At 39.6% G+C, this 19,333-nt stretch carries 17 protein-coding genes; 8 read left to right on the forward strand and 9 right to left on the reverse strand.

Annotated features, from left to right (window positions below; translation table 11 throughout):
* Positions 1-92: 92 nt before the first annotated feature.
* Entirely contained in the window at positions 93-446 is a 354-nt protein-coding gene (locus tag P20311_RS01615; RefSeq protein WP_008108927.1) for a DUF1294 domain-containing protein, read from the reverse strand.
* A 51-nt stretch (positions 447-497) separates the two neighbouring features.
* Here P20311_RS01615 and P20311_RS01620 point away from each other — a divergent pair, with 51 nt between their 5' ends.
* Positions 498-1,028: a hypothetical protein gene (locus P20311_RS01620; protein ID WP_036934595.1), complete on the forward strand. Its 531-nt coding sequence runs from the start codon at positions 498-500 to the stop codon at positions 1,026-1,028.
* A gap of 58 nt (positions 1,029-1,086) precedes the next feature.
* On the opposite strand, the gene P20311_RS01625 is transcribed toward P20311_RS01620, so the two are convergent.
* A complete protein-coding gene (locus P20311_RS01625; RefSeq protein WP_008108932.1) occupies positions 1,087-1,629 on the reverse strand; it encodes a carboxymuconolactone decarboxylase family protein in 543 nt (180 codons plus the stop codon).
* Between the two features lie 112 nt (positions 1,630-1,741).
* Between P20311_RS01625 and P20311_RS01630 the strand changes: the two genes are divergently transcribed.
* Positions 1,742-2,329 (forward strand): TetR/AcrR family transcriptional regulator, encoded by a 588-nt coding sequence (locus P20311_RS01630; RefSeq protein WP_008108934.1) that lies wholly within the window; start codon positions 1,742-1,744, stop codon positions 2,327-2,329.
* A 76-nt stretch (positions 2,330-2,405) separates the two neighbouring features.
* Here P20311_RS01630 and P20311_RS01635 read toward each other — a convergent pair whose 3' ends face one another.
* The 5 genes from P20311_RS01635 to P20311_RS01655 form a co-directional block, all read right to left on the reverse strand.
* Positions 2,406-4,523, reverse strand: a complete 2,118-nt coding sequence (locus P20311_RS01635) for a methyl-accepting chemotaxis protein (protein ID WP_008108936.1) — start codon at positions 4,521-4,523, stop codon at positions 2,406-2,408.
* A 113-nt stretch (positions 4,524-4,636) separates the two neighbouring features.
* Positions 4,637-5,857 (reverse strand): organoarsenical effux MFS transporter ArsJ, encoded by a 1,221-nt coding sequence (arsJ, locus tag P20311_RS01640; protein ID WP_008108938.1) that lies wholly within the window; start codon positions 5,855-5,857, stop codon positions 4,637-4,639.
* Positions 5,858-5,872: 15 nt separating this feature from the next.
* Positions 5,873-6,886: an ArsJ-associated glyceraldehyde-3-phosphate dehydrogenase gene (locus P20311_RS01645; protein ID WP_008108940.1), complete on the reverse strand. Its 1,014-nt coding sequence runs from the start codon at positions 6,884-6,886 to the stop codon at positions 5,873-5,875.
* 22 nt (positions 6,887-6,908) lie between these two features.
* Positions 6,909-7,262, reverse strand: a complete 354-nt coding sequence (locus tag P20311_RS01650) for a metalloregulator ArsR/SmtB family transcription factor (protein WP_008108943.1) — start codon at positions 7,260-7,262, stop codon at positions 6,909-6,911.
* Positions 7,263-7,447: 185 nt separating this feature from the next.
* Positions 7,448-7,876: an organic hydroperoxide resistance protein gene (locus P20311_RS01655; RefSeq protein WP_008108945.1), complete on the reverse strand. Its 429-nt coding sequence runs from the start codon at positions 7,874-7,876 to the stop codon at positions 7,448-7,450.
* Between the two features lie 130 nt (positions 7,877-8,006).
* On the opposite strand from P20311_RS01655, the gene P20311_RS01660 reads away from it, so the two are divergent.
* The 6 genes from P20311_RS01660 to P20311_RS01685 all read left to right on the forward strand — a co-directional run bounded on the left by P20311_RS01660 (position 8,007) and on the right by P20311_RS01685 (position 15,495).
* Positions 8,007-8,441, forward strand: a complete 435-nt coding sequence (locus P20311_RS01660; protein WP_008108947.1) for a MarR family winged helix-turn-helix transcriptional regulator — start codon at positions 8,007-8,009, stop codon at positions 8,439-8,441.
* 47 nt (positions 8,442-8,488) lie between these two features.
* A complete protein-coding gene (locus P20311_RS01665; RefSeq protein WP_008108949.1) occupies positions 8,489-9,583 on the forward strand; it encodes an L-dopachrome tautomerase-related protein in 1,095 nt (364 codons plus the stop codon).
* Positions 9,584-10,015: 432 nt separating this feature from the next.
* Positions 10,016-11,362 carry an N-succinylarginine dihydrolase gene (astB, locus tag P20311_RS01670; RefSeq protein ID WP_008108953.1) on the forward strand — a complete coding sequence of 449 codons (1,347 nt, stop codon included), beginning with the start codon at positions 10,016-10,018 and terminating at the stop codon, positions 11,360-11,362.
* 129 nt (positions 11,363-11,491) lie between these two features.
* Positions 11,492-12,490, forward strand: coding sequence for a DUF4382 domain-containing protein (locus P20311_RS01675; RefSeq protein ID WP_008108955.1), 999 nt, complete (start codon positions 11,492-11,494; stop codon positions 12,488-12,490).
* Between the two features lie 57 nt (positions 12,491-12,547).
* Positions 12,548-13,225: an SDR family oxidoreductase gene (locus P20311_RS01680; protein ID WP_008108957.1), complete on the forward strand. Its 678-nt coding sequence runs from the start codon at positions 12,548-12,550 to the stop codon at positions 13,223-13,225.
* Positions 13,226-13,407: 182 nt separating this feature from the next.
* The gene (locus tag P20311_RS01685; RefSeq protein WP_008108961.1) at positions 13,408-15,495 is read left to right on the forward strand and encodes an EAL domain-containing protein; all 2,088 of its coding nucleotides are present in this window, start codon (positions 13,408-13,410) and stop codon (positions 15,493-15,495) included.
* 37 nt (positions 15,496-15,532) lie between these two features.
* On the opposite strand, the gene P20311_RS01690 is transcribed toward P20311_RS01685, so the two are convergent.
* Positions 15,533-16,330, reverse strand: coding sequence for a response regulator (locus P20311_RS01690; RefSeq protein WP_008108963.1), 798 nt, complete (start codon positions 16,328-16,330; stop codon positions 15,533-15,535).
* A 121-nt stretch (positions 16,331-16,451) separates the two neighbouring features.
* On the reverse strand, positions 16,452-19,333 hold a 2,882-nt coding region (locus P20311_RS01695; protein WP_036984646.1), incomplete at its 5' end, for a TonB-dependent receptor.

Below are 19,333 nucleotides of genomic sequence, written 5' to 3' on the forward strand. Positions count from 1 at the left end.
TGTAGCAAAAATTTAAATACATTAGCAAAAAATATCAAGAGAGCTTTGAAAGAGACCTCAGTTAATGGCTATGTCTTTTCATAGTAGTTCTCCTATAGCCTATTAATGCTGCCTAATACAGATACATTAATAGCAATACACAGCCACAATACCAATATAAATACACGTTTTTGTGACTTATGTCGTAAGGTTTGCTGAGCGATAAGTGCTCCAGGCCATCCTCCAAATAGAGCCAATAGATGTAAATGCCGTTCGGGTATACGATGTACTTGTTTACGGTTTGACTGCACTGCTTTTCGTTTATCCCACGCGTAGTATAAAAATGTGATACCACTGAGAAATGAAATATATATTGGTATAAACATCTCAATTTTATGATTTAAGTAAGCAAGCCATAATGCGACTATAAACACGCTCGAAAATATAATTAAGGTACTTTTTATCAAAAAATAATCGCCTATAATAAGAATAATAAAAATAAACACTCGGGTTAAATTATGACATATTTAAAGGCTGTGATGCTGCTGTTATCACTATCTATATTTAGTATTCAAGCAAACAACAAAACAGACTCACTAGCGCCAGAACTTGAGATATTCGCGCCTTACTTAGGTACGTGGCAAGCTGATTTTAATACCGAAAAAGGTAAGCCAAGCATTCAAGATGTGAGTAAATGGCAGCGCGTACTCAATGGTAAAGCCATTCGTACTACACACTCTATCAATGAGGGTGAGTATGGAGGGGAATCAATGATTTTTTACGATATTAAAAAGCAGTCTTTGGTGTTTTATTACTTTACTACCGCAGGCTTTTACACCAAAGGAACAATAAAGGTACTCAGCCCGACTCAGTTTGTTGCCTATGAAGATGTTACTGGTAGCAAAGAAGGGATCACTAAAGTTAAATCAACCAGTGAATTTAAAGATCAACAGTTTGTTGTTTCTACCTCTTATTTAAAAAAAGGGGAATGGACTAAACCGGAACAGCGTATTTACACTCGCAGTACAAAAACCGTTAAATTTAAATAACTTTGGACTTAAAACTCAAAAGGCAGCCTAGGCTGCCTTTGTTATTTATAAACCGCTATTATTTTGCGAATTTTTTAAATGGTTCGTCAACTGGTGTATCAGCTAGGTGATTGGTGTAATTGCTCATTACTTTTTGCGATAAACCAACAATTATTTCTAGCAGTTGCTGTTTACCGTAACCTACTGCAAAAAATTTCTCAATTTGCTCATTGCTAATTACGCCGCGATTGCGTGTCATTGCAAGCGTAGTTTCACGCAGCGTTTCAAGTTTTGCATCTGCAAGTGGTGTTTCATTAACAAGTGCATCAACAATACCTTGATCAACTTTCATTGAAGCAGCAATTGCGCTGTGTGCTGGTACACAGTAATGGCATTCGTGCTCAACATTAATTGACTGCCATACCACTGTTAGCTCTTCTGCGTTAAACGATGTTTTTTGGAATAAGTCATGCAGTACTTGGTAGCCTTTAAGTAGCGTAGGTGCTTCTGCCATTACTGCATGAAGGTTTGGCACCATACCAAATGCCGCTACTGAATCAGCCATAAGCGATTTTGATTCTTCAGGTGCGTTGTCTTGAGTGTATAACGTAAATTCTGCCATGTTCTGCTCCAATAAATTAATGTAGTTAACTAACTTCGAAACACATACTATTTGATTTTGAGCGACTGCTCAAGATAAAATTGAACAGTCGCTCAATTTAATAGAAACGATTATGGCCAATAAAGTAAAATTTGAACGCGAGCAAGTTGTTTATGCCGCTAGTCAATTATTCTGGGAGAAGGGCTTTCATGCTACATCCACTCGCGATTTGCAAGATGCTATTAATATGCGCCCAGGCAGCATTTATGCGGCATTTGGCTCAAAGGAAGGTTTATATTGTGAAGCGATAAAAAATTATGCCAAGCAGATGCAAAGCCTAATAGAGGAACGTTTAGCATCGTGCACCAGTATTCTTGGGGCACTTCAAGACTTTGTAGAATATGTTGTTATTTCCTCAAAAGGCCATACTCCAAGTGCTATCTGCATGTTAGTAAAGGCCAATAATGAATTTATTGAGAAAGACAGTTACCTTTACCAAATCAGTGCAGAGCTGATGATAAACTTTGAACATTACCTTACTGAACTATTTACACTCGCTGTAGCTGATAAAGAGTTAAGTGGAAATATTTCACCCGTAGAGTATGCTCGCTTTTTCCAAGTACAATTTACTGGATTACGTAGCTATTTTAATCGACCAAATGTAGATAAATTAGCCAAACCAATGATCGAAAATATGTTTTCACTGATGAAAAGTCTTTAGCTGAAAACTAATGACAAATAAAAAGGCAGCTAATCGAAGTTAGCTGCCTTTTTTATCTAAAACCAAAGTTCAACGTCTAAGTTTTTAATTTATTAAGCTCAGAATCTTGCTGTGCAACCAGTTTGTTCAACTCTTCGCTGCTATCACCTGCTTGCGCTGATAAATCAGAAAGCTGTGAAGCAGCATCAGAAATTATCGTCAAGTTGCGATTTATTTCTTCGGTGACTAAGCTTTGCTCTTCAGCAGCCGTTGCAATATGGGTAATTTGATTGGTTATTTCATCTACTTTCACAACCACACTGTGCAGTGCATCAAACGCTGTTGAGGTTTCATCTACTGCAGTTTCGGCGCGTACTACGCCTTTTTCAATAACAGTTGATGCATTACCCACTTCTGAAAGTAAGCTATCGATTAAACTACTAATGTCATCGGTAGATGAGCGCGTTTTAGATGCTAAAGCTCTAACCTCATCAGCAACAACGGCAAAACCACGTCCGTGATCTCCTGCTCGTGCAGCCTCAATAGCTGCATTTAAAGCCAGCAAGTTAGTTTGTTCAGAGATTGTTCGGATCACATCAAGTATTTGGGTAATATCATTACTACGCGATGCTACTTTTTCAACCGCCTGATTAGCTTCTTTAATTTCTTCAGACATGGTTTTAACTTGCGTCATAGCCGATGATAAGCTCGATTCGCTACTAACCACTAAGGTGTTAATTTCATCTGCTTGTTGCGCTGACTGCTCTGAAGCTTTTGCCACTTCAAGTGCTGTCGCGCTCATTTCATTCATTGCAGTAACCACACTTTCAATTTCTTTAAACTGTGCTTGCACATTATGCTTGGTTTCTACCGCAATATTAGAGGTAACTTCACCTTGGTGCTTAGTTTGATCTGAGACCGCTTTCAGCTCACTGATCAATTCACGAAGTTTTGATAAAAACTTATTAAATCCTCCAGCCAGTGCTATAAGCTCAGCGTGAGTATCAACATGCAGAGTTTGAGTTAAATCACCTTCCGAGCTTGCTAAATTGTCAACCCGCTCCTGAATTTGTTTAAGCGGCGCAACAACACTGCCTACAACAAGCTTCATTACTACAAATGCTAATACAGCAATCACTGCACCCGTGATCAAAATAATCACGCCGAGTTCTTTTGCTGCCTCAGACATGCCCGCAGTTAATTGAATAGGCCCCTCAAAAGCAAGTTCAGCGGGTACTTCAATTAGCAACATCCATTTCACATCAGCAAGCTTAATTTCAATCGGGTAAGACACCATTATCTCTGCGCCTTGCTTGTCTATTCCCTGAGTGCCTTTTAGTGCTTTGTAACTCTCATAACTTTTATCACTAACAGCTTCTTTTAGCGGGCGGCCTAATTTTTCTTTATAATGGCTCGTGCCAACAATTAAGCCCAAATGGCTGAGTAACGTTACCTTTGCTTTGCCATCATAAAGCGCTTTTGAAAGCTCTTCTGTTAATTTTTGAAATACAGGTAAGGTAATATCGGCCCCTGTTACGCCAACAAACTTTCCCGACTTAACAATGGGTACAACGAGTGAAGTCATCATTTCTGAATAACCCGGTGTTATCTCATAAAGGTAGGGTTCCATAATGCACGGTTTTAATTTATCTTTCGCACACAAATACCATTCGGCTTCACGTAAACCAAATTCATTTACTGTATCAGCGTATTTTTCTGCTGCGTCTTCCACAACCTGTTGTTCAACCATACCGTTGCTGTTTTTGGTAAAATATATTTCTAATGAACCGGCACCGGCAACAGAGTGGTCATAACCTTGGGTAAATTCGCTATCTTTACCGTCAAAGCCATTTTTTTCAAACTGCGAATATATAGAAGAAATAACGTCATTACTTTCTAATATTGAACGATTTAGTAAAACAACCGACTCTCGGTCTAGTGATGTTTTCTCAGCATCCTCTAAAATACTACCCAAAGAGAAAGGCACTCGGTAGGCTTCGTTAATAAAGGCAGCAATTTTTTCACCATAAGCTGCTGCGTTTGCTGTTAGCCGCCCATCGACCTCATTTACAATTAAGGTTTCAGCCTCAGCAGAGGTGTTGGCATTACTCGACGATAGTTTAGACCAAAGTATGCCTGAAAATAGTATTACCGTTAAAAGTATACTTCCGACGCTTATCCACAATAACTTTTTTGCTAACGCTATTTCCCGCATTTATAACTACCTTGCTTTACTTATTTATTTTTTAGTTTAGACCAAATTAAACAACATATTATTAATTATTTTGAAATAATCTAATTAACTTAAATTTCACAACTAACCATCGTTTAACTTTGCTTATTTAGTCGCTTGGTCACTAGCACAACAATCAGAAGCAAGCTAACACTTACCCACAAGCAAGCCTGTAGCCCATATAGTTTATACATTAATCCCGAGAATACTGTCCCAACCAGTCGACCGGTTGCATTAGCCATATAATAAAAACCCACATCTAATGATACTGCATCGCTTTTAGCAAGGCTGACTATCAGGTAACTATGCAAAGAGGAGTTAACCGCAAAAGCAGCACCAAAAATTAACAAACCGGTGATCAAACTGATATGAATAGCAATATTAAACTGCATGAGCACTGCTAATATAAAAGTAACCCCCGTTAAAGCAATGGCCCAGTAGTATGCCTTATTAAGCACATCGATTTTATTAGCCGAATTACCGGTTATTTTAGGGGCTTGTGACTGCACAGCTCCATAGGCAATAACCCACAGTGCCATAAAACCACTTACCCACCAATGATCCCAGTTAAACTGGGCGGCCAAATAAACAGGCAGCGCAACTACAAACCATACATCACGTGCCGCAAATAAACATAATCGCGCAGCACTGAGTAAATTAATTGCTCTGGATTTTGAAAATAGCTCCTTAAATTTAGGCTTATTTTTGGCTTTACCCATATCACCTTTTAAGTAAATTAGGCTAACCAGCCAAGCAATACCTAACAGAGCAATCAGTGCAAGTAATGCGCCTTTAAAACCCACTAAAGTTAATAGTAACCCTCCTAAAAAAAAGCCTATGCCTTTGAGTGCATTCTTTGAACCAGTTAGTAGCGCAATCCATTTATATAATTTACTTTGCCCTGTTTCGTCATCAGACACTAAATACTTAATTGCGCTTTTAGCACTCATTTTATTCAAATCTTTGGCAATACCACTGAGTGCTTGTGCAGCCATAACGTAAAAAACGCCCAGCCAATCACTAGGTACACATAACATAGCTAAAGCAACAAGCTGTATGCCTAAGCCAATATTCATGGTTTTATTTAGGCCTAAATGCGCGCCAAGCCACCCCCCTACTAAGTTAGTGATCACCCCAAACACTTCATAAAACAAAAACAGCATAGCGATGGCAAGTGCATCATATCCTAGCTGATGGAAATACAGCACCACCAGCATTCGCAGCGCCCCATCGGTTAAAGTAAACGCCCAATAATTACCGGTAATAATTAAATATTGTTTTATCGCTTGAGGTAAATCACTAAGTTGAGCAAACATGGTTAATACCTTGGGCTAATTAACTACATCACTTTTTGCTACTTTTAGCATAAGTTCGGCGGTACGGTTTGCATATCCCCACTCATTATCGTACCAAGCATATAATTTAAGCTGGGTATTATTAATCACCATGGTAGAAAGCGCGTCGATAGTACAACTACGCGGATCGGTTTTATAATCAATAGACACAAGTGGCTTCTCTTCATAACCTAAAATCCCTTTTAATGTGCCCTCTGCAGCCTGATAAAACCACTCATTTACTTCATCTTGCGTAACACCGTGCTCAAGCTCAAATACACAGTCGGTAATTGATGCATTAGTAAGTGGTACACGAACAGCATGGCCATTAAGTTTTCCTTTAAGCTCAGGGAAAATATGCGTAATAGCCGTAGCACTGCCTGTTGTGGTGGGAATTAAACTGGTACCACATGAGCGAGCTCGACGTAAGTCTTTATGTGGGGCATCAATAATAGTTTGGGTGTTAGTTATATCGTGAATAGTAGTCATAGAGCCGTGTTTAATACCCACTTTTTCTTGTAGTACTTTAACAATTGGCGCTATACAGTTTGTTGTACATGATGCCGCTGTAACAATTTTATGCTCATCAGGATTATATAAATCATCATTTACGCCCATCACTACATTTAAAATACCGTCTTCTTTCACCGGTGCAGTCACTACCACACGTTTTACACCTTGAGCTAGGTAGTGATTTAATAATTCGGTGGTTTTCATCACACCGCTGGCTTCAATGACTACATCGCAATCAGACCAATCAGTATCATCAATGTTTTTATTATTAGTTACAGCAATAGTGTGTTTTCCTACACTAAAGCTGTGCGCTGATGCTATTACATTGTGTGCCAAACGCCCATGTACTGAATCAAATTCGAGTAAATGTGCATGCGTTTTAGCATCGCCAGCAACATCATTAATTTTAATAAATTCAATTTCTGGCCAATCAAGTGCTGCACGCAATGTTAAGCGCCCCATACGGCCAAAACCATTAATCCCTACTTTAATTGTCATAATAAATACCTTTAAAAGTTAATTAACAGCAGTTTGCTGCACGCTCAGGGCGGTTACCCATTGCATTGAGTCGATTTAAATCATCGTTATAAAATTCAATATTAGCGCTACGGGTTTGTGCTAGTACATTTTCAGCCCACTCTGGTAGGGCTTTATTAATACTGTAATACACCCATTGATTTTGCTTACGATCGCTCAATAAGCCACATTGCCTAAGCTGGGCTAAGTGACGAGATACTTTAGGCTGGCTAAGCTCAAGGGCTGCCACAAGCTCGCATACACATAATTCTTGCTCATGGCTAATTAGCAGCATGGCTTTTAAGCGCGTATCGTCAGCTAAGCATTTATAAAACTGTAGTGGGTTGAGTTGTTCCATAGCGTCCTCGTTTGGTTTATGCACATACAATAAAACAAAAAACAAACATATGGAATAGTGAATATATGAAATTTCGAATGTAACTAGATTTATCTATTTTCAATTCATTTATAAATATAGTAGCGAATAAAAAACACGCGATGATCACTCATGGCGTGTTTTTATAAACAAAAAAAAGAGGTAAATTAAATAACTGAAAGTTCTACCTCAATATTACCGCGTGTTGCGTTTGAGTATGGGCATACTTGATGTGCTTTATTTACAAGCTCTTGCGCCGCTGCTTTATCCATATCACCTAGTGATACAGCAAGCTTTACAGCAATACCAAAACCGCCTTCAATAGCACCAATAGACACTTCAGAGTTAATGTAAGTATCGCTTGGTAAAGCAACTTTTTCGCTACCGGCTACAAATTTAAGCGCACCAATAAAACAGGCTGCATAACCTGCTGCAAATAATTGCTCTGGATTAGTGCCTTGCCCATCATCACCACCTAACCCTTTAGGCGTTGATAAGTTAACATCTAAACGACCATCATCCGATTTAGCTACCCCTTCACGTCCGCCTGTTGCCGTTGCTTTTGCTGTATAAGCTACATTTTGTAATACATTCATAGTGAACTCCTAAGATTTAAAATTTTCACATTACTTACTTTGTGTGCAAAATAATAGAACAACTAAATTCTGATTGCAAATACTTTGCATGCAAACTAAAATGCTCTGTATTGAAATGAAGGATAAAACGATGTCGTTTGAACAGTTAAAATTAAAAAATCAGCTATGCCATCGTTTATACATGGCGTCCAACAGCATAGCCCGTGCCTATCGAGAACCTCTAGCTGAGCTTAACCTTACCTATCCTCAGTATGTTGTTATGATGGCGCTGTGGGAACAAGATGAAGTAACCATCGCTGAGCTAATAGATAAAACCGCAATTGATGGTGGCGCGCTTACTCAAATATTAAAAAAGATGACCAGCAAGTCACTACTTAACGTTATAAAGGACGAACACGATAAGCGTAAGCGTTTGGTGCAATTGACTCACACGGGTCAATCTTTAAAACTTAAAGCTGCTGATATTCCAAAAACAATTTTCTGTAAATTTGACAGTATCGACACTAACCAAGCACAGCAATTAATGCAGTTACTCGACTTAGTGGTCAATGATCTGACCGACTAAAAACCCAGTTTTACCCATCTATAACTTAACTAACAAGGCGTTAATTAATGACTCATTCAATAAAACGACTTATTGCTATTACTTACAGTATTACATTACTGTTCAGTAATGGAGCACTTGCCAATAATAGTGAATTAACCACTGTTGCGACATTTGACGCACAACACCCACCTGGCAACATAGCCATTACCCCATCTGGCCGTAAGTTCTTATCCATACATGGTTTTTATGGGCAAAATCAAAAAATCATGGAGCTATTAAGTGATGGCACCACTAAACCCTACCCTAATGAGCAATGGGCTTACGCATACAACAAAGGTAAGGGCTTTTACGGGGTACTAGGTATTAATGTATCAAGCGATGGCATACTATGGATGCTTGATACCTCAGGGCCCGATCATGCGGGGCGATTAGTTGGTTGGGATACCAACCAAGAGCAACTGCATAAAATTATTTACCTAGCCAAGCCAACAATTACCGATACCTCGTTTTTAAACGATTTAGTCATAGATAATAAACATGGCGTTATTTACATTGCCGACACAGCACAAGGCAGCCAAGCTGCGATTATTATAGTAAACCTAAAAACCGGTGAAGCGCGAAGAGTATTACAAGATAGCCAATACACCACCGCCGAAGATATTGATATAGTTATTAATGGCCGAACAATGAACCTTGGCGGACAACCTGCGCGGTTAGGTGTTAACCCAATTACACTTGATCCTAACGAAGACTGGCTTTACTTTGGGTCGATGTCGGGGACCTCAGTTTATCGAATTGCCACCAGCGCTATTAACAATAAAAGTCTTTCGACAAAAGCGCTAGAAGCTAAAGTAATCCGCTATGGTACTAAACCGATTTCCGACGGCATTACGGTGGATGGTGGCGGTAACGTCTATGTGACCGATATAACCAATAATGCTATTGGCGTCGTAAAACCAAGTGGCGACTATAAAGTGTTATTTAAAGATGAGCGCCTAAGTTGGCCAGATGGCTTTAGTTATGGTGCAGATCATAAAATATATTTTACAGTTAACGATTTGCACAACTCGCCGGTGTTAAGCAATGATAAAACTCAAAACCCTAATAAGTTTAAAGTGATGTCGTTTACGCCCCTTGTAAAAGGTAAAGTAGGTCGTTAATTAACCTTATAATCGTATAATTATAAAGCTCAGGCATGTAATGCTGGGCTTTAAAAAGTTACACCATAAAAGTGCATATTTTCTAATTTCTCACCCAATTTGGTGCTTCAGCCAAACTAGCAATTAATCGAATAATACTAAACAACTGATTTATATTCATAAAATATTCAAATAACAATTGGCATACTTCTTCCTACTCCCTTATTGACGTTAGCAACACCAAGGAACAAGCTATGTTTAATTTTTATAATACTTTGTATTTTTTGTGGCGTTTGGATATTAGCGTTTGGCAAGTAAACGAACCAACAAATACGCATACCACCAGCGAAAAAGAGCGAATGTACTCTCGTTGAACTATTTTTGAACAGACTTTGCAAGCTGAGTCATAGCGTTGTATTGTAAAAGACTATTTAACCGGATAGTGGAACGTGTATGCATGCTTTAGAAGTTAATTTTGACGGCTTAGTCGGCCCTACTCACAACTACGCAGGTTTGTCGTATGGCAATGTTGCCTCGTTAAATAACGCGGCGAGCTTTTCAAATCCGCAAGAAGCTGTGTTGCAGGGCTTGGCTAAAATGAAAGCCATGCACGATAAAGGCTTAACCCAAGGGGTATTTGCGCCTCATGCTCGTCCAGATATAAATGTATTGCGGCGTTTAGGGTTTACTGGCAACGATGCACAAGTCATTAATAAAGCCTTTAAAGCCGATCCTATTTTATTGCGCGCCTGTTACTCTGCCTCTGCCATGTGGACCGCTAATGCAGCCACCGTATCGCCTTCACCTGATACTAACGACGGCAAGGTACACTTCACTGCGGCTAATCTAAACAATAAATTTCATCGCTCTTTAGAGCCAAACACCACTACACGTTTGCTCAAAGCGATGTTTAATAACGAACAATATTTTGCACACCATTCACATTTGCCTGAGCAAGGTTTTTTTGGTGATGAAGGCGCAGCAAACCATACTCGCCTGTGCGACAGCCATGGTGAAACCGGCTTAGAATTATTTGTATTTGGTGCAAGTGCTTTTAACAGTCAGCTTGTTAAACCCATTAAGTTCCCTGCAAGGCAAACTTTGGAAGCGTCTGAAGCCATTTGTCGATTGCACAATATAAAAGATACCAGCCAAATACTATTACAACAAAACCCTGATGTGATTGACCAAGGGGTATTCCATAATGATGTAATCGCGGTGGGTAACGCCAATGTTTTATTATGCCATCAGCAGGCGTTTTTAAATCAAACGCAAGCATTAGACGATATCCGCGAAGCCTATGTAGGTAACAAACAGCTTTATATTATTGAAGTGCCAACCAGCAAAGTGAGTATTCAAGATGCTGTCAGTAGCTATTTATTTAATAGCCAACTGGTTAGCCTTAGTGACGATGCAATGTTGCTCGTTGCCCCACAAGAATGCCAGCGCAACCCTGCTGTAAAAGCGTATATTGAAGAGCTAATTGTTGCCGATAACCCCATAAATCAAGTGCAGTTTTTTGATTTGCGCCAAAGTATGCAAAATGGTGGTGGGCCTGCTTGTTTGCGATTACGAGTTGCATTAAACAGCCACGAATTAGCAGCGGTAAATCCTGATGTGATCTTAAATGAGCAAAAGTATACTCAATTATGTGATTGGGCTACTCGCCATTACCGAGATAAACTTGGTGCCAACGACTTTGCAGACCCTGCTTTACTTACCGAAAGCTACCAAGCCCTTGATGAGTTAACACAATTACTGAGCTTGGGATCAGTTTATCCCTTCCAATTAGAAGCCTAGGCTTTTTTTTTATAGGGGGAAGATACACAGTATTTAAATCTTCTTCCTGTAATTAATAATTTTAATTCAATTTAGGTTAAGTTTTTGTATCTATACTGAGTGATACTTTAAAGAATTTGGAAACCTAACATGAACTTAAAATCAACATTACTTAGTAGCGCCGTCTTATTAGCATTAACGGGTTGTGGTTCATCAAATGATGACTCCCCTATTACTCCTACCGAACCGCAAAAATCAACGTTTAGTTTAGGGGTTTCAGATGCACCAGTCACTGGTCTAAAAGCGGTTAATGTGGTTTTTGACTCTATTACCTTGCGTTCACAAGGTGGCGAAGATTTTAGCTTCGAAACCCGTGAAGCCAGCGATTCAACCAAAGCTGAAATGGTTAACTTATTGGATTACACTGGCGATGATATTTTTTCCTTACTAGAAGGCGAAGACGTACCTGCAGGTGAATACTCGTGGATACGTGCTGATGTAATCAATGGTGATATAAACAACCTAACCGAAACCTCGCATGTTGTTTATGAAGATGACAGCACTGCACCGTTAATCGTAAAACGAAAAGGCAATGACGGGATCGGTGAAATTCAACTTGATGGTTTTACTCTGAATCAAACAGACAACACTTTTGTACTTGAGTTTGATCTTAAAAAATCGTTAGTTGCGCCACAAAGCGATAACGAAATAGTATTAAAACCACGTGGAGTTCGTCTTGAAAACCTTGCTGAGTCACAAGATATTGAAGGTACAGTAAGCGAATCACTTTATGCAAATTGTGAAACCGATAACATTGAGGTTGCTGCTGAAGATGGTTCATTTGGCCATGCTGTTTACTTGTATAACAGTGATGTAGAGCAACCACTTGATAATTACGAAGTCACTGAGGGTGAAACCCCTGTAGACGCACCATTGGCTACTGCAAATGTTGTACTAAACAATGAAACTAGCCAATATGAATTTGAATTAGCATTTATTACGCCTGGCGATTACCAGCTAGGTTATACCTGTAACGCACATATTGATGATGCTGAACTTCAGGATGAAGCATTTACTCTTTATCAGGTTCAGCCAGTAACGGTTGTAACCGGTGAAGATACTGAAGTGACATTTGACATTGCCCAATAAGCAATCAACTATTATAAATTTTAGCCCGCACTTGCGGGCTTTTTGTTTGGAGGAACTATGACACATAAAGTAATTTTAATTACCGGTGCCTCTAGTGGTATTGGCGAGGCGACCGCTAAAACATTAGTTAAAAATGGTCACAAAGTAATATTAACTGCGCGCAGTGAAGATAAACTCAATAAACTAGTTGACGAATTAGGCCATGAAAATGCATTTAGCGTTTCAGCCGATGCCACTCAGTTTAGCGAGCTTGAGAGTGTAGTAAGTAAAGGCATTGAAAAATTTGGCCGATTAGACGTTGCATTCGCTAACGCGGGCATGGGCGTATCATCACCTGGCACCGAAAATGGCGACCCCGATGAGTGGTCAGCCATGGTTGACCTTAACATCAAAGCATTGTTGTGGACCGCAAAACTCACTTTGCCTCACTTACGTGAAAACCAAGGGCATTTTATTTTAACCAGCTCAGCAGCAGGGCGAAGACCCATTGATGGCTCTATTTATGGTGCTACTAAATGGTTTGCCCATGGCTTTGGTCAAAACCTTGCAGAGGAAATGAAACCTTGGCATGGCCGTTGTACAACCATAGCCCCAGGCATGGTGAATACACCATTTTTTGATGAAGCAAAACCAGATAAGCTCGACCCTCAAGACGTGGCCGATGCGGTATTATTTGCCATTGAAGCTAATCAGCGTAATAGCGTGCGCGAAATCTATTTAATGCCCACCAACTAATAATAAAATATACAGGCCAATATTTATTGGCCTTTGCTTTAAAAGTGCTTACCTGTGCTTTATTCAAATCACTATCTATTCAATCAATAAAAAATCACTTATTAAATCGCCACTTACCATGCTAAATCACAACTTTATGTCTACTATATAAATAAAGTAATTCAATAACTGGAACCCATTTAATGGCTCCCAATAAAACTAATAATATGCCGACTCATCAATATGTTACTAATGACCCGTTGCACCAGCTTTTTGATGCTGTCGATTCTATTTCAGTACAAGGTTACGATGAGCAACGACGTGTTATTTATTGGAACAAAGGCAGTGAATTACTTTATGGGTATTCACAGCAAGAAGCCATTGGTAAAAAACTCGAAGATTTAATTATACCCGCACCAATGCGAGAGCCCGTTGTTGAGGCGCATAGTAATTGGATTAAGCATGATATTGAAATTCCCGCCTCAGAACTCACTCTTAAACATAAAGCGGGTAATGATGTAGCTGTATTTTCAAGCCATGTTATGTTTACCAATCAATACGAAACAAAACAAATGTATTGTATTGATGTTGACCTGTCTGAGGTGCATAAAGCGCAAGCTGAAGCCACATTTAATGCCAATATGTTGAAGACTATCTTTGAAGCCATTCCTGACTTATTTTTTGTACTAGAGCAAGATGGCACTATTGCTGACTATCACGCAAACAATAACAACGATCTGTATGTCTCACCTAAGCAGTTCATTGGTAAAAAAATGATTGATGTACTACCTGAAAAAGTAGCTCATAAGTTTCAACTTCATATTGAAAAAGCAACAACGCAAGGAAAGATGGTCAGCTTTGAATACGAATTAAACATGCCTGAGGGCATAAATTATTATGAGGCGAGGGTACGTTTATTAGCTAAGAAAAGCCAAATGATGGTGATAATTCGTGATATTAGTGAGCCACACCGCTCCGCTGAACTAATTCGCCGTCAGGCACATTTTGATAGCTTAACGGCTCTACCTAATCGCTTTTTATCGCTTGATCGATTATCGCAGATATTAATGGAAGTACAAAAAAATCATGTAAAAGCCGCTGTATTCTTTTTAGACCTTGATGATTTTAAAAAGGTAAATGACTCTTTAGGCCACGAAGTCGGCGACAAATTGTTAATTGAAGCGGCACATAGATTACAACAAGCACTGAAAAAAAATGACACGGTTGGGCGTTTGGGTGGTGATGAATTTATTGTTTTAATATCCAGTTTAGATGATGAAAGTGATGCCTTAGTAATTGCTGATCGGTTACTTAAAGCATTTAGAAAGCCCTTTAAACTCGAAGGCAGAGACTTAATACTGACATTAAGTATTGGTATTGCAATTTCCCCTAAAGATGGCACCTCTGCGTCGGTATTATTACGAAATGCGGATACGGCTATGTATCAAGCTAAAGCTTTGGGTCGCAATACCTCTTCTTTTTTCACCCCGCAAATGAACGTTGCAATGCGCCGCCGTTTTGAAATAGAAGAGCAAATGCATGGTGCACTGGAGCGAAACGAATTTGAGCTTTATTACCAACCGCAAATAGATGTAAAAACAAACACTATCATTGGCGCTGAAGCTTTGCTACGTTGGCATAATATTGTGTTAGGGGAAATTACCCCTGATGAATTTATTCCTATTGCTGAACAAACTGGCTTAATTGCACCTATTGGTGTGTTTGTTATTAATCAAGCTTTACGTTTCTTAAATGAATGGCAAACTGTCAACAACCAGCAATACACCATGGCTGTTAACTTATCGCCGCGTCAGTTTAGAGATCCAGAGCTGGTGAATATAATTATTCATGCTCTTAATGAAAACACCATTAGTAACGAATGTTTAGAATTAGAAATCACCGAAGGGGTATTAATGGATGGACAAACTTCAATTCGTGAGGCCTTATTGCAAATTGATGAACTGGGCATAAAACTGTCAATGGACGACTTTGGCACCGGCTATTCATCATTAAGTTACTTACGAGAATACCCCTTTGATGTGCTAAAAATTGACCGTAGCTTTATTGCAGGGATAACAGATAACAAGGCCGACTGTAATTTAGTAAAAGCGGCCATAGCTATGTCACACAGCCTAGAAATAAAAGTAGTTGCAGAGGGGGTAGAAACCAAAGAGCAGCTAGATTTACTTAACGAACTAAACTGCGATATTGCTCAGGGATTTTATTTAAGTAAGCCTTTACCTGGCGCCAAGTTACTTACTTTTTTATTGCGTTGCTCAAAAGCGACTTAAAAGCACTTTAGTTAAAAAATGCTTTTACAGTTACAACTTAACTCATGATTTTAAAGAGCAAATCGCGCACCGTTGCAGGCTCAAATGGTTTATCACAAATAGCATCCACACCCGCTTGAGCAATGTTTGCTAAATGGGTATCGTTGGCCTCTGAGCTCACCATAAGTATTGGAATATGTGAGTAAGCATTCGACTGCCTTACCGTTTCGGTTAGTTCTTTACCATCCATTTCTGGCATATTGTAATCTGTAACAATTAAATCAAATGATTGATTATTAAGTATTTCAATCGCTTGTTTACCGTCTTCTGCCTCTACAGGTTCAGGAATACCCATCCCCGCTAGCACTCGTATTATATGTTTTCGCGCAAAGCGACTGTCATCAACCACTAACACACGAAGTAAAGTGACATCAAAGTGCTCTAGCTCCACTTCTTGCTCGCTAATAATATCCAAAGTCGCTTTTAGCGCACGGGTGATCTCGTCGGCACTAAACGGTTTTGGTAAAATAGCTAATACACCCGACTGCCTAAGTTGCTCTAAATGGCGCTTATTACGCTCGCTCGACACCAGCATAAACGCCTGCTGCTCAGTGTTGCTGTTACTGCGTATTGCCTGCAATAAAGAATCTGCAGTACCGTCACTAAAATACATACTACTGATCACTAAATCTGGGTGAAAATTTGATAAAGCAGCCAGCGCGCTTTCTTGAGTACTGGCCGTTTCAATTTGTGTAACCCCACACTGAGCCAGTGATTTTTTTATTAGCTTTTGTTGCACTTCAGAAGGCTCAACTAATAAAATAGATAAGTTAGCTATTGCCGTTAAATCACTCATTTCAATCCTGTTATTAGTCTTTATATAATTTTTTATAACCTTCATTATAAAGCAATAACTTATAAGAAAAAGCTAAAACAGCAACAAAACAACTTGTTTACCCAAACTCAACAAACTCAGCTTAAAAACGATAGTTTATCCCCGCATAATAACGTCTGCCTGAATAGCTTGAGTTTAATAGCCGAGACTCTGTGTCATTACCTAGGCGCTTTACCGACTCAGATTTAGTTAAATTAATCACCGCGGCTGTCAGGCTCAAGTCCTCTAATAAAGTAATTGATGCATTTACATCAACTTGCTCATATGGGTCTTGGTAAACGTTTAAACCACTATTTAAACCCAACACAGTTTCACCACGTTTATTATAAGAAGCCCGCACATTAAAGGCGTCGCCTTCATAATATATCGAAGTGTTGTATTGATATTTAGCACTGCCAATTAAAGGCGATTTACCAAACTCTTTACCATCTACTTCTACATCGGCCTTATTGGTTTTGTTATAGGTGTAATTTGCATAAAAGCCAAAGCCACTATCAAAGGCATGCTGTATAAATACTTCCGCCCCTTTAGATACAGCATCGGTGCCATTGCCTACGGTGCTATATGGCGATACTGTAATATTTCCCGCATCAACTATGCCCTCTTTACCAGCAAAATCTTGTTGTACGTTAATGACTAAGGGTACAACAAAATTATCAACAGTTTTATGAAATAGTGCTAAACCAATGGCAGAGCCTTCGCTGTAATAATATTCAATAGATAAATCAGCTTGCACCGACTCAAATGGCTTTAAGTTTTTATTACCGCCGCTACCACTAAAACCCGGAATTTCATTAAAGTCAGCTCTATCGTCTGCCCACTCATCTGAGACAAACGTAATGCGTTGTTGTGCGCCTAAATCGGCATAATCAGGTCGTGACATCACTTTAGCAACCGCGCCGCGCACAACAATATCGTCGCTAGCATCCCATGCAATATTAAAGCTAGGTAAAATTTGGGTATCGGTATTCTCTTGAGTAATAAGTTGATAGTCTTCAACAAATCTATCATCTCCCGTTACCGGCTCACCGGTGTCATCATTGGTATGATCCAATAAATAAGTATATAGGTCGGTTGATGATGTCATGGTTTTCGTGCGCACAACCCGTACCCCTAAATTACCGCGCACGCTCTCAAATTCAAAATCACCTTGCAGATAAAACGCCGCTATTTGTTCTTCTATATCATAAATGAAGTTATCTTCTTTGCGTGTATACGGCACATAATTACTGGTCACAATATCACGGTATTTATCCCAATCAATGCCTGGCATTTGGTGTATATTAAAACCACCAGCAATGTTAGCTTCGTTGATAAACACATCTTGTGCTAGTGGCATGCCGTTGTTCCACTGATAACTGTCAAAACGAGTGATCCCCCCCTCACTGGCTTCTGCTGCGGCAATATCAAAATTAGGATCTAAAAAGAAGGTATTACCGGTTTCACGATGCAGTGTGGCTTCTCGGTACTTTACTCCAGTTTTAATTGTTCTTAAGATGCCCCAGTCGGTATAAATATCAAAGTCAGCTTGGTAGTAATCTTCTTCGAGTTCACTGCGTACAAAACTTGAATTTGACGAGCCCGGATCGCGACCGCCTCCCACGCCATTAAGTAGGTTTGCTAGCGTATTTGGGTCTATATTTAAACTAATGTCGTTTTCATTAATTTGCCAACCCGCTGTTTGCGCAGCATTTTCTATACGGCTTTCATTTTCACCGGCGTTTGAGCTTTTATAGGCTGCCTCCCAACTCTCTTTCGGCCCACCTTCAGAGCGTGTATTGCCTGCCACAAAACGGGCTTTAAAATAATCGCCTTCGTAGGTTAGGTTGAGATCAAAAGTATCAGAGGTTGACTCTTCACGTACATAACTGCCTCGCATCCACGGCAATTGCATATCATTTTCTATACCACTTGCAGCTGCATCAAATTGCATCCCATTAACAATAGTACCCGATTCATCTAAGCTTACATCGGTTAAAAAATCAGGATTTAAAGACCATTCAGGTATATCAATCACCGACTCAGTTCTATTTTTATCAAGTGAAAATCCAAAATAGTTAAAGCCAATTTCAACGCGGCTGGTTGGGCGCCACTGCGTGCTAAATTGCACCCCTTCTCGCTCACGTAATTCGTTTACAATTGAGCCACGAACCACTTGAGGAAACCAAACATCGTTATAATTATTACCCTGAGCATCACTTATTGAGTCCCACTGATTATTGTTTTCAACCAGCTCGCCATTTATATCGACCGGTTTTTCACCAATAAAGCGCCACACATTTGCATCGGTGCCACCTGAAAGAGTGCGGTTAGTACGTTTTTGTGAGGTATAACCAAACAACATGCCAAAGGTATCAGCCTCGTTCTTCCAAGAGTAAAGTGCCGTTACTTGCGGCTCTGATTCTTCAGTCACATCGGCATAAGTGCTTTCAATATTAATCACCCCTGAGTTTGCATCCATACTTAGCGGTTTACGACTATGCATTAATACCGTGCCGCCCACACCACCTTCATCTAAACGTGCTTCTGGCGATTTATACACTTCCACGCTTTCAATCATGGCTGAGGGCAGTAATGCATAATCAAACGAACGAGATGGCTCGCCAGGTGATGACGCAATAAAATTACCATTTAGCTGAGAAAAGGTGAGTTCAGATGATAGTCCCCTAATACTAACCGATGAGCCCTCGCCTCCGTCACGGTCAATCACCACGCCAGGTACGCGTTGTAATGAATCAGCGACATTTTTATCAGGAAACTTACCAATATCTTCTGCTGTTATGGCATCAACCACAGAGCTCGATAAACGCTTTATATCTAAATTAGCCGCCATACTGGAACGGATACCGCGTACCTCAATGACTTCTATATCGGCATTATTTTTAACAGGTATGGCTGGTTGCGCCGCATACGCGCTACCTATTGCAGATAAAACAGATAAACACAGTGCTGATTTTATAAATG

The sequence above is a fragment of the Pseudoalteromonas sp. BSi20311 genome, assembly GCF_000239875.1.
Classification (GTDB): Bacteria; Pseudomonadota; Gammaproteobacteria; order Enterobacterales; family Alteromonadaceae; genus Pseudoalteromonas.

What these genes read in the sequence shown, in the direction of transcription:
- P20311_RS01620 (WP_036934595.1), top strand. Translation starts at nt 498, where the DNA reads ATGACATATTTAAAGGCTGTGATGCTGCTGTTATCACTATCTATATTT.
- P20311_RS01655 (WP_008108945.1), bottom strand. Translation starts at nt 7,876, where the DNA reads ATGAATGTATTACAAAATGTAGCTTATACAGCAAAAGCAACGGCAACA.
- P20311_RS01690 (WP_008108963.1), bottom strand. Translation starts at nt 16,330, where the DNA reads ATGAGTGATTTAACGGCAATAGCTAACTTATCTATTTTATTAGTTGAG.
- P20311_RS01645 (WP_008108940.1), bottom strand. Translation starts at nt 6,886, where the DNA reads ATGACAATTAAAGTAGGGATTAATGGTTTTGGCCGTATGGGGCGCTTA.
- P20311_RS01660 (WP_008108947.1), top strand. Translation starts at nt 8,007, where the DNA reads ATGTCGTTTGAACAGTTAAAATTAAAAAATCAGCTATGCCATCGTTTA.
- P20311_RS01635 (WP_008108936.1), bottom strand. Translation starts at nt 4,523, where the DNA reads ATGCGGGAAATAGCGTTAGCAAAAAAGTTATTGTGGATAAGCGTCGGA.
- P20311_RS01680 (WP_008108957.1), top strand. Translation starts at nt 12,548, where the DNA reads ATGACACATAAAGTAATTTTAATTACCGGTGCCTCTAGTGGTATTGGC.
- arsJ (WP_008108938.1), bottom strand. Translation starts at nt 5,857, where the DNA reads ATGTTTGCTCAACTTAGTGATTTACCTCAAGCGATAAAACAATATTTA.
- P20311_RS01665 (WP_008108949.1), top strand. Translation starts at nt 8,489, where the DNA reads ATGACTCATTCAATAAAACGACTTATTGCTATTACTTACAGTATTACA.
- P20311_RS01650 (WP_008108943.1), bottom strand. Translation starts at nt 7,262, where the DNA reads ATGGAACAACTCAACCCACTACAGTTTTATAAATGCTTAGCTGACGAT.
- P20311_RS01685 (WP_008108961.1), top strand. Translation starts at nt 13,408, where the DNA reads ATGGCTCCCAATAAAACTAATAATATGCCGACTCATCAATATGTTACT.
- P20311_RS01630 (WP_008108934.1), top strand. Translation starts at nt 1,742, where the DNA reads ATGGCCAATAAAGTAAAATTTGAACGCGAGCAAGTTGTTTATGCCGCT.
- P20311_RS01625 (WP_008108932.1), bottom strand. Translation starts at nt 1,629, where the DNA reads ATGGCAGAATTTACGTTATACACTCAAGACAACGCACCTGAAGAATCA.
- P20311_RS01675 (WP_008108955.1), top strand. Translation starts at nt 11,492, where the DNA reads ATGAACTTAAAATCAACATTACTTAGTAGCGCCGTCTTATTAGCATTA.
- astB (WP_008108953.1), top strand. Translation starts at nt 10,016, where the DNA reads ATGCATGCTTTAGAAGTTAATTTTGACGGCTTAGTCGGCCCTACTCAC.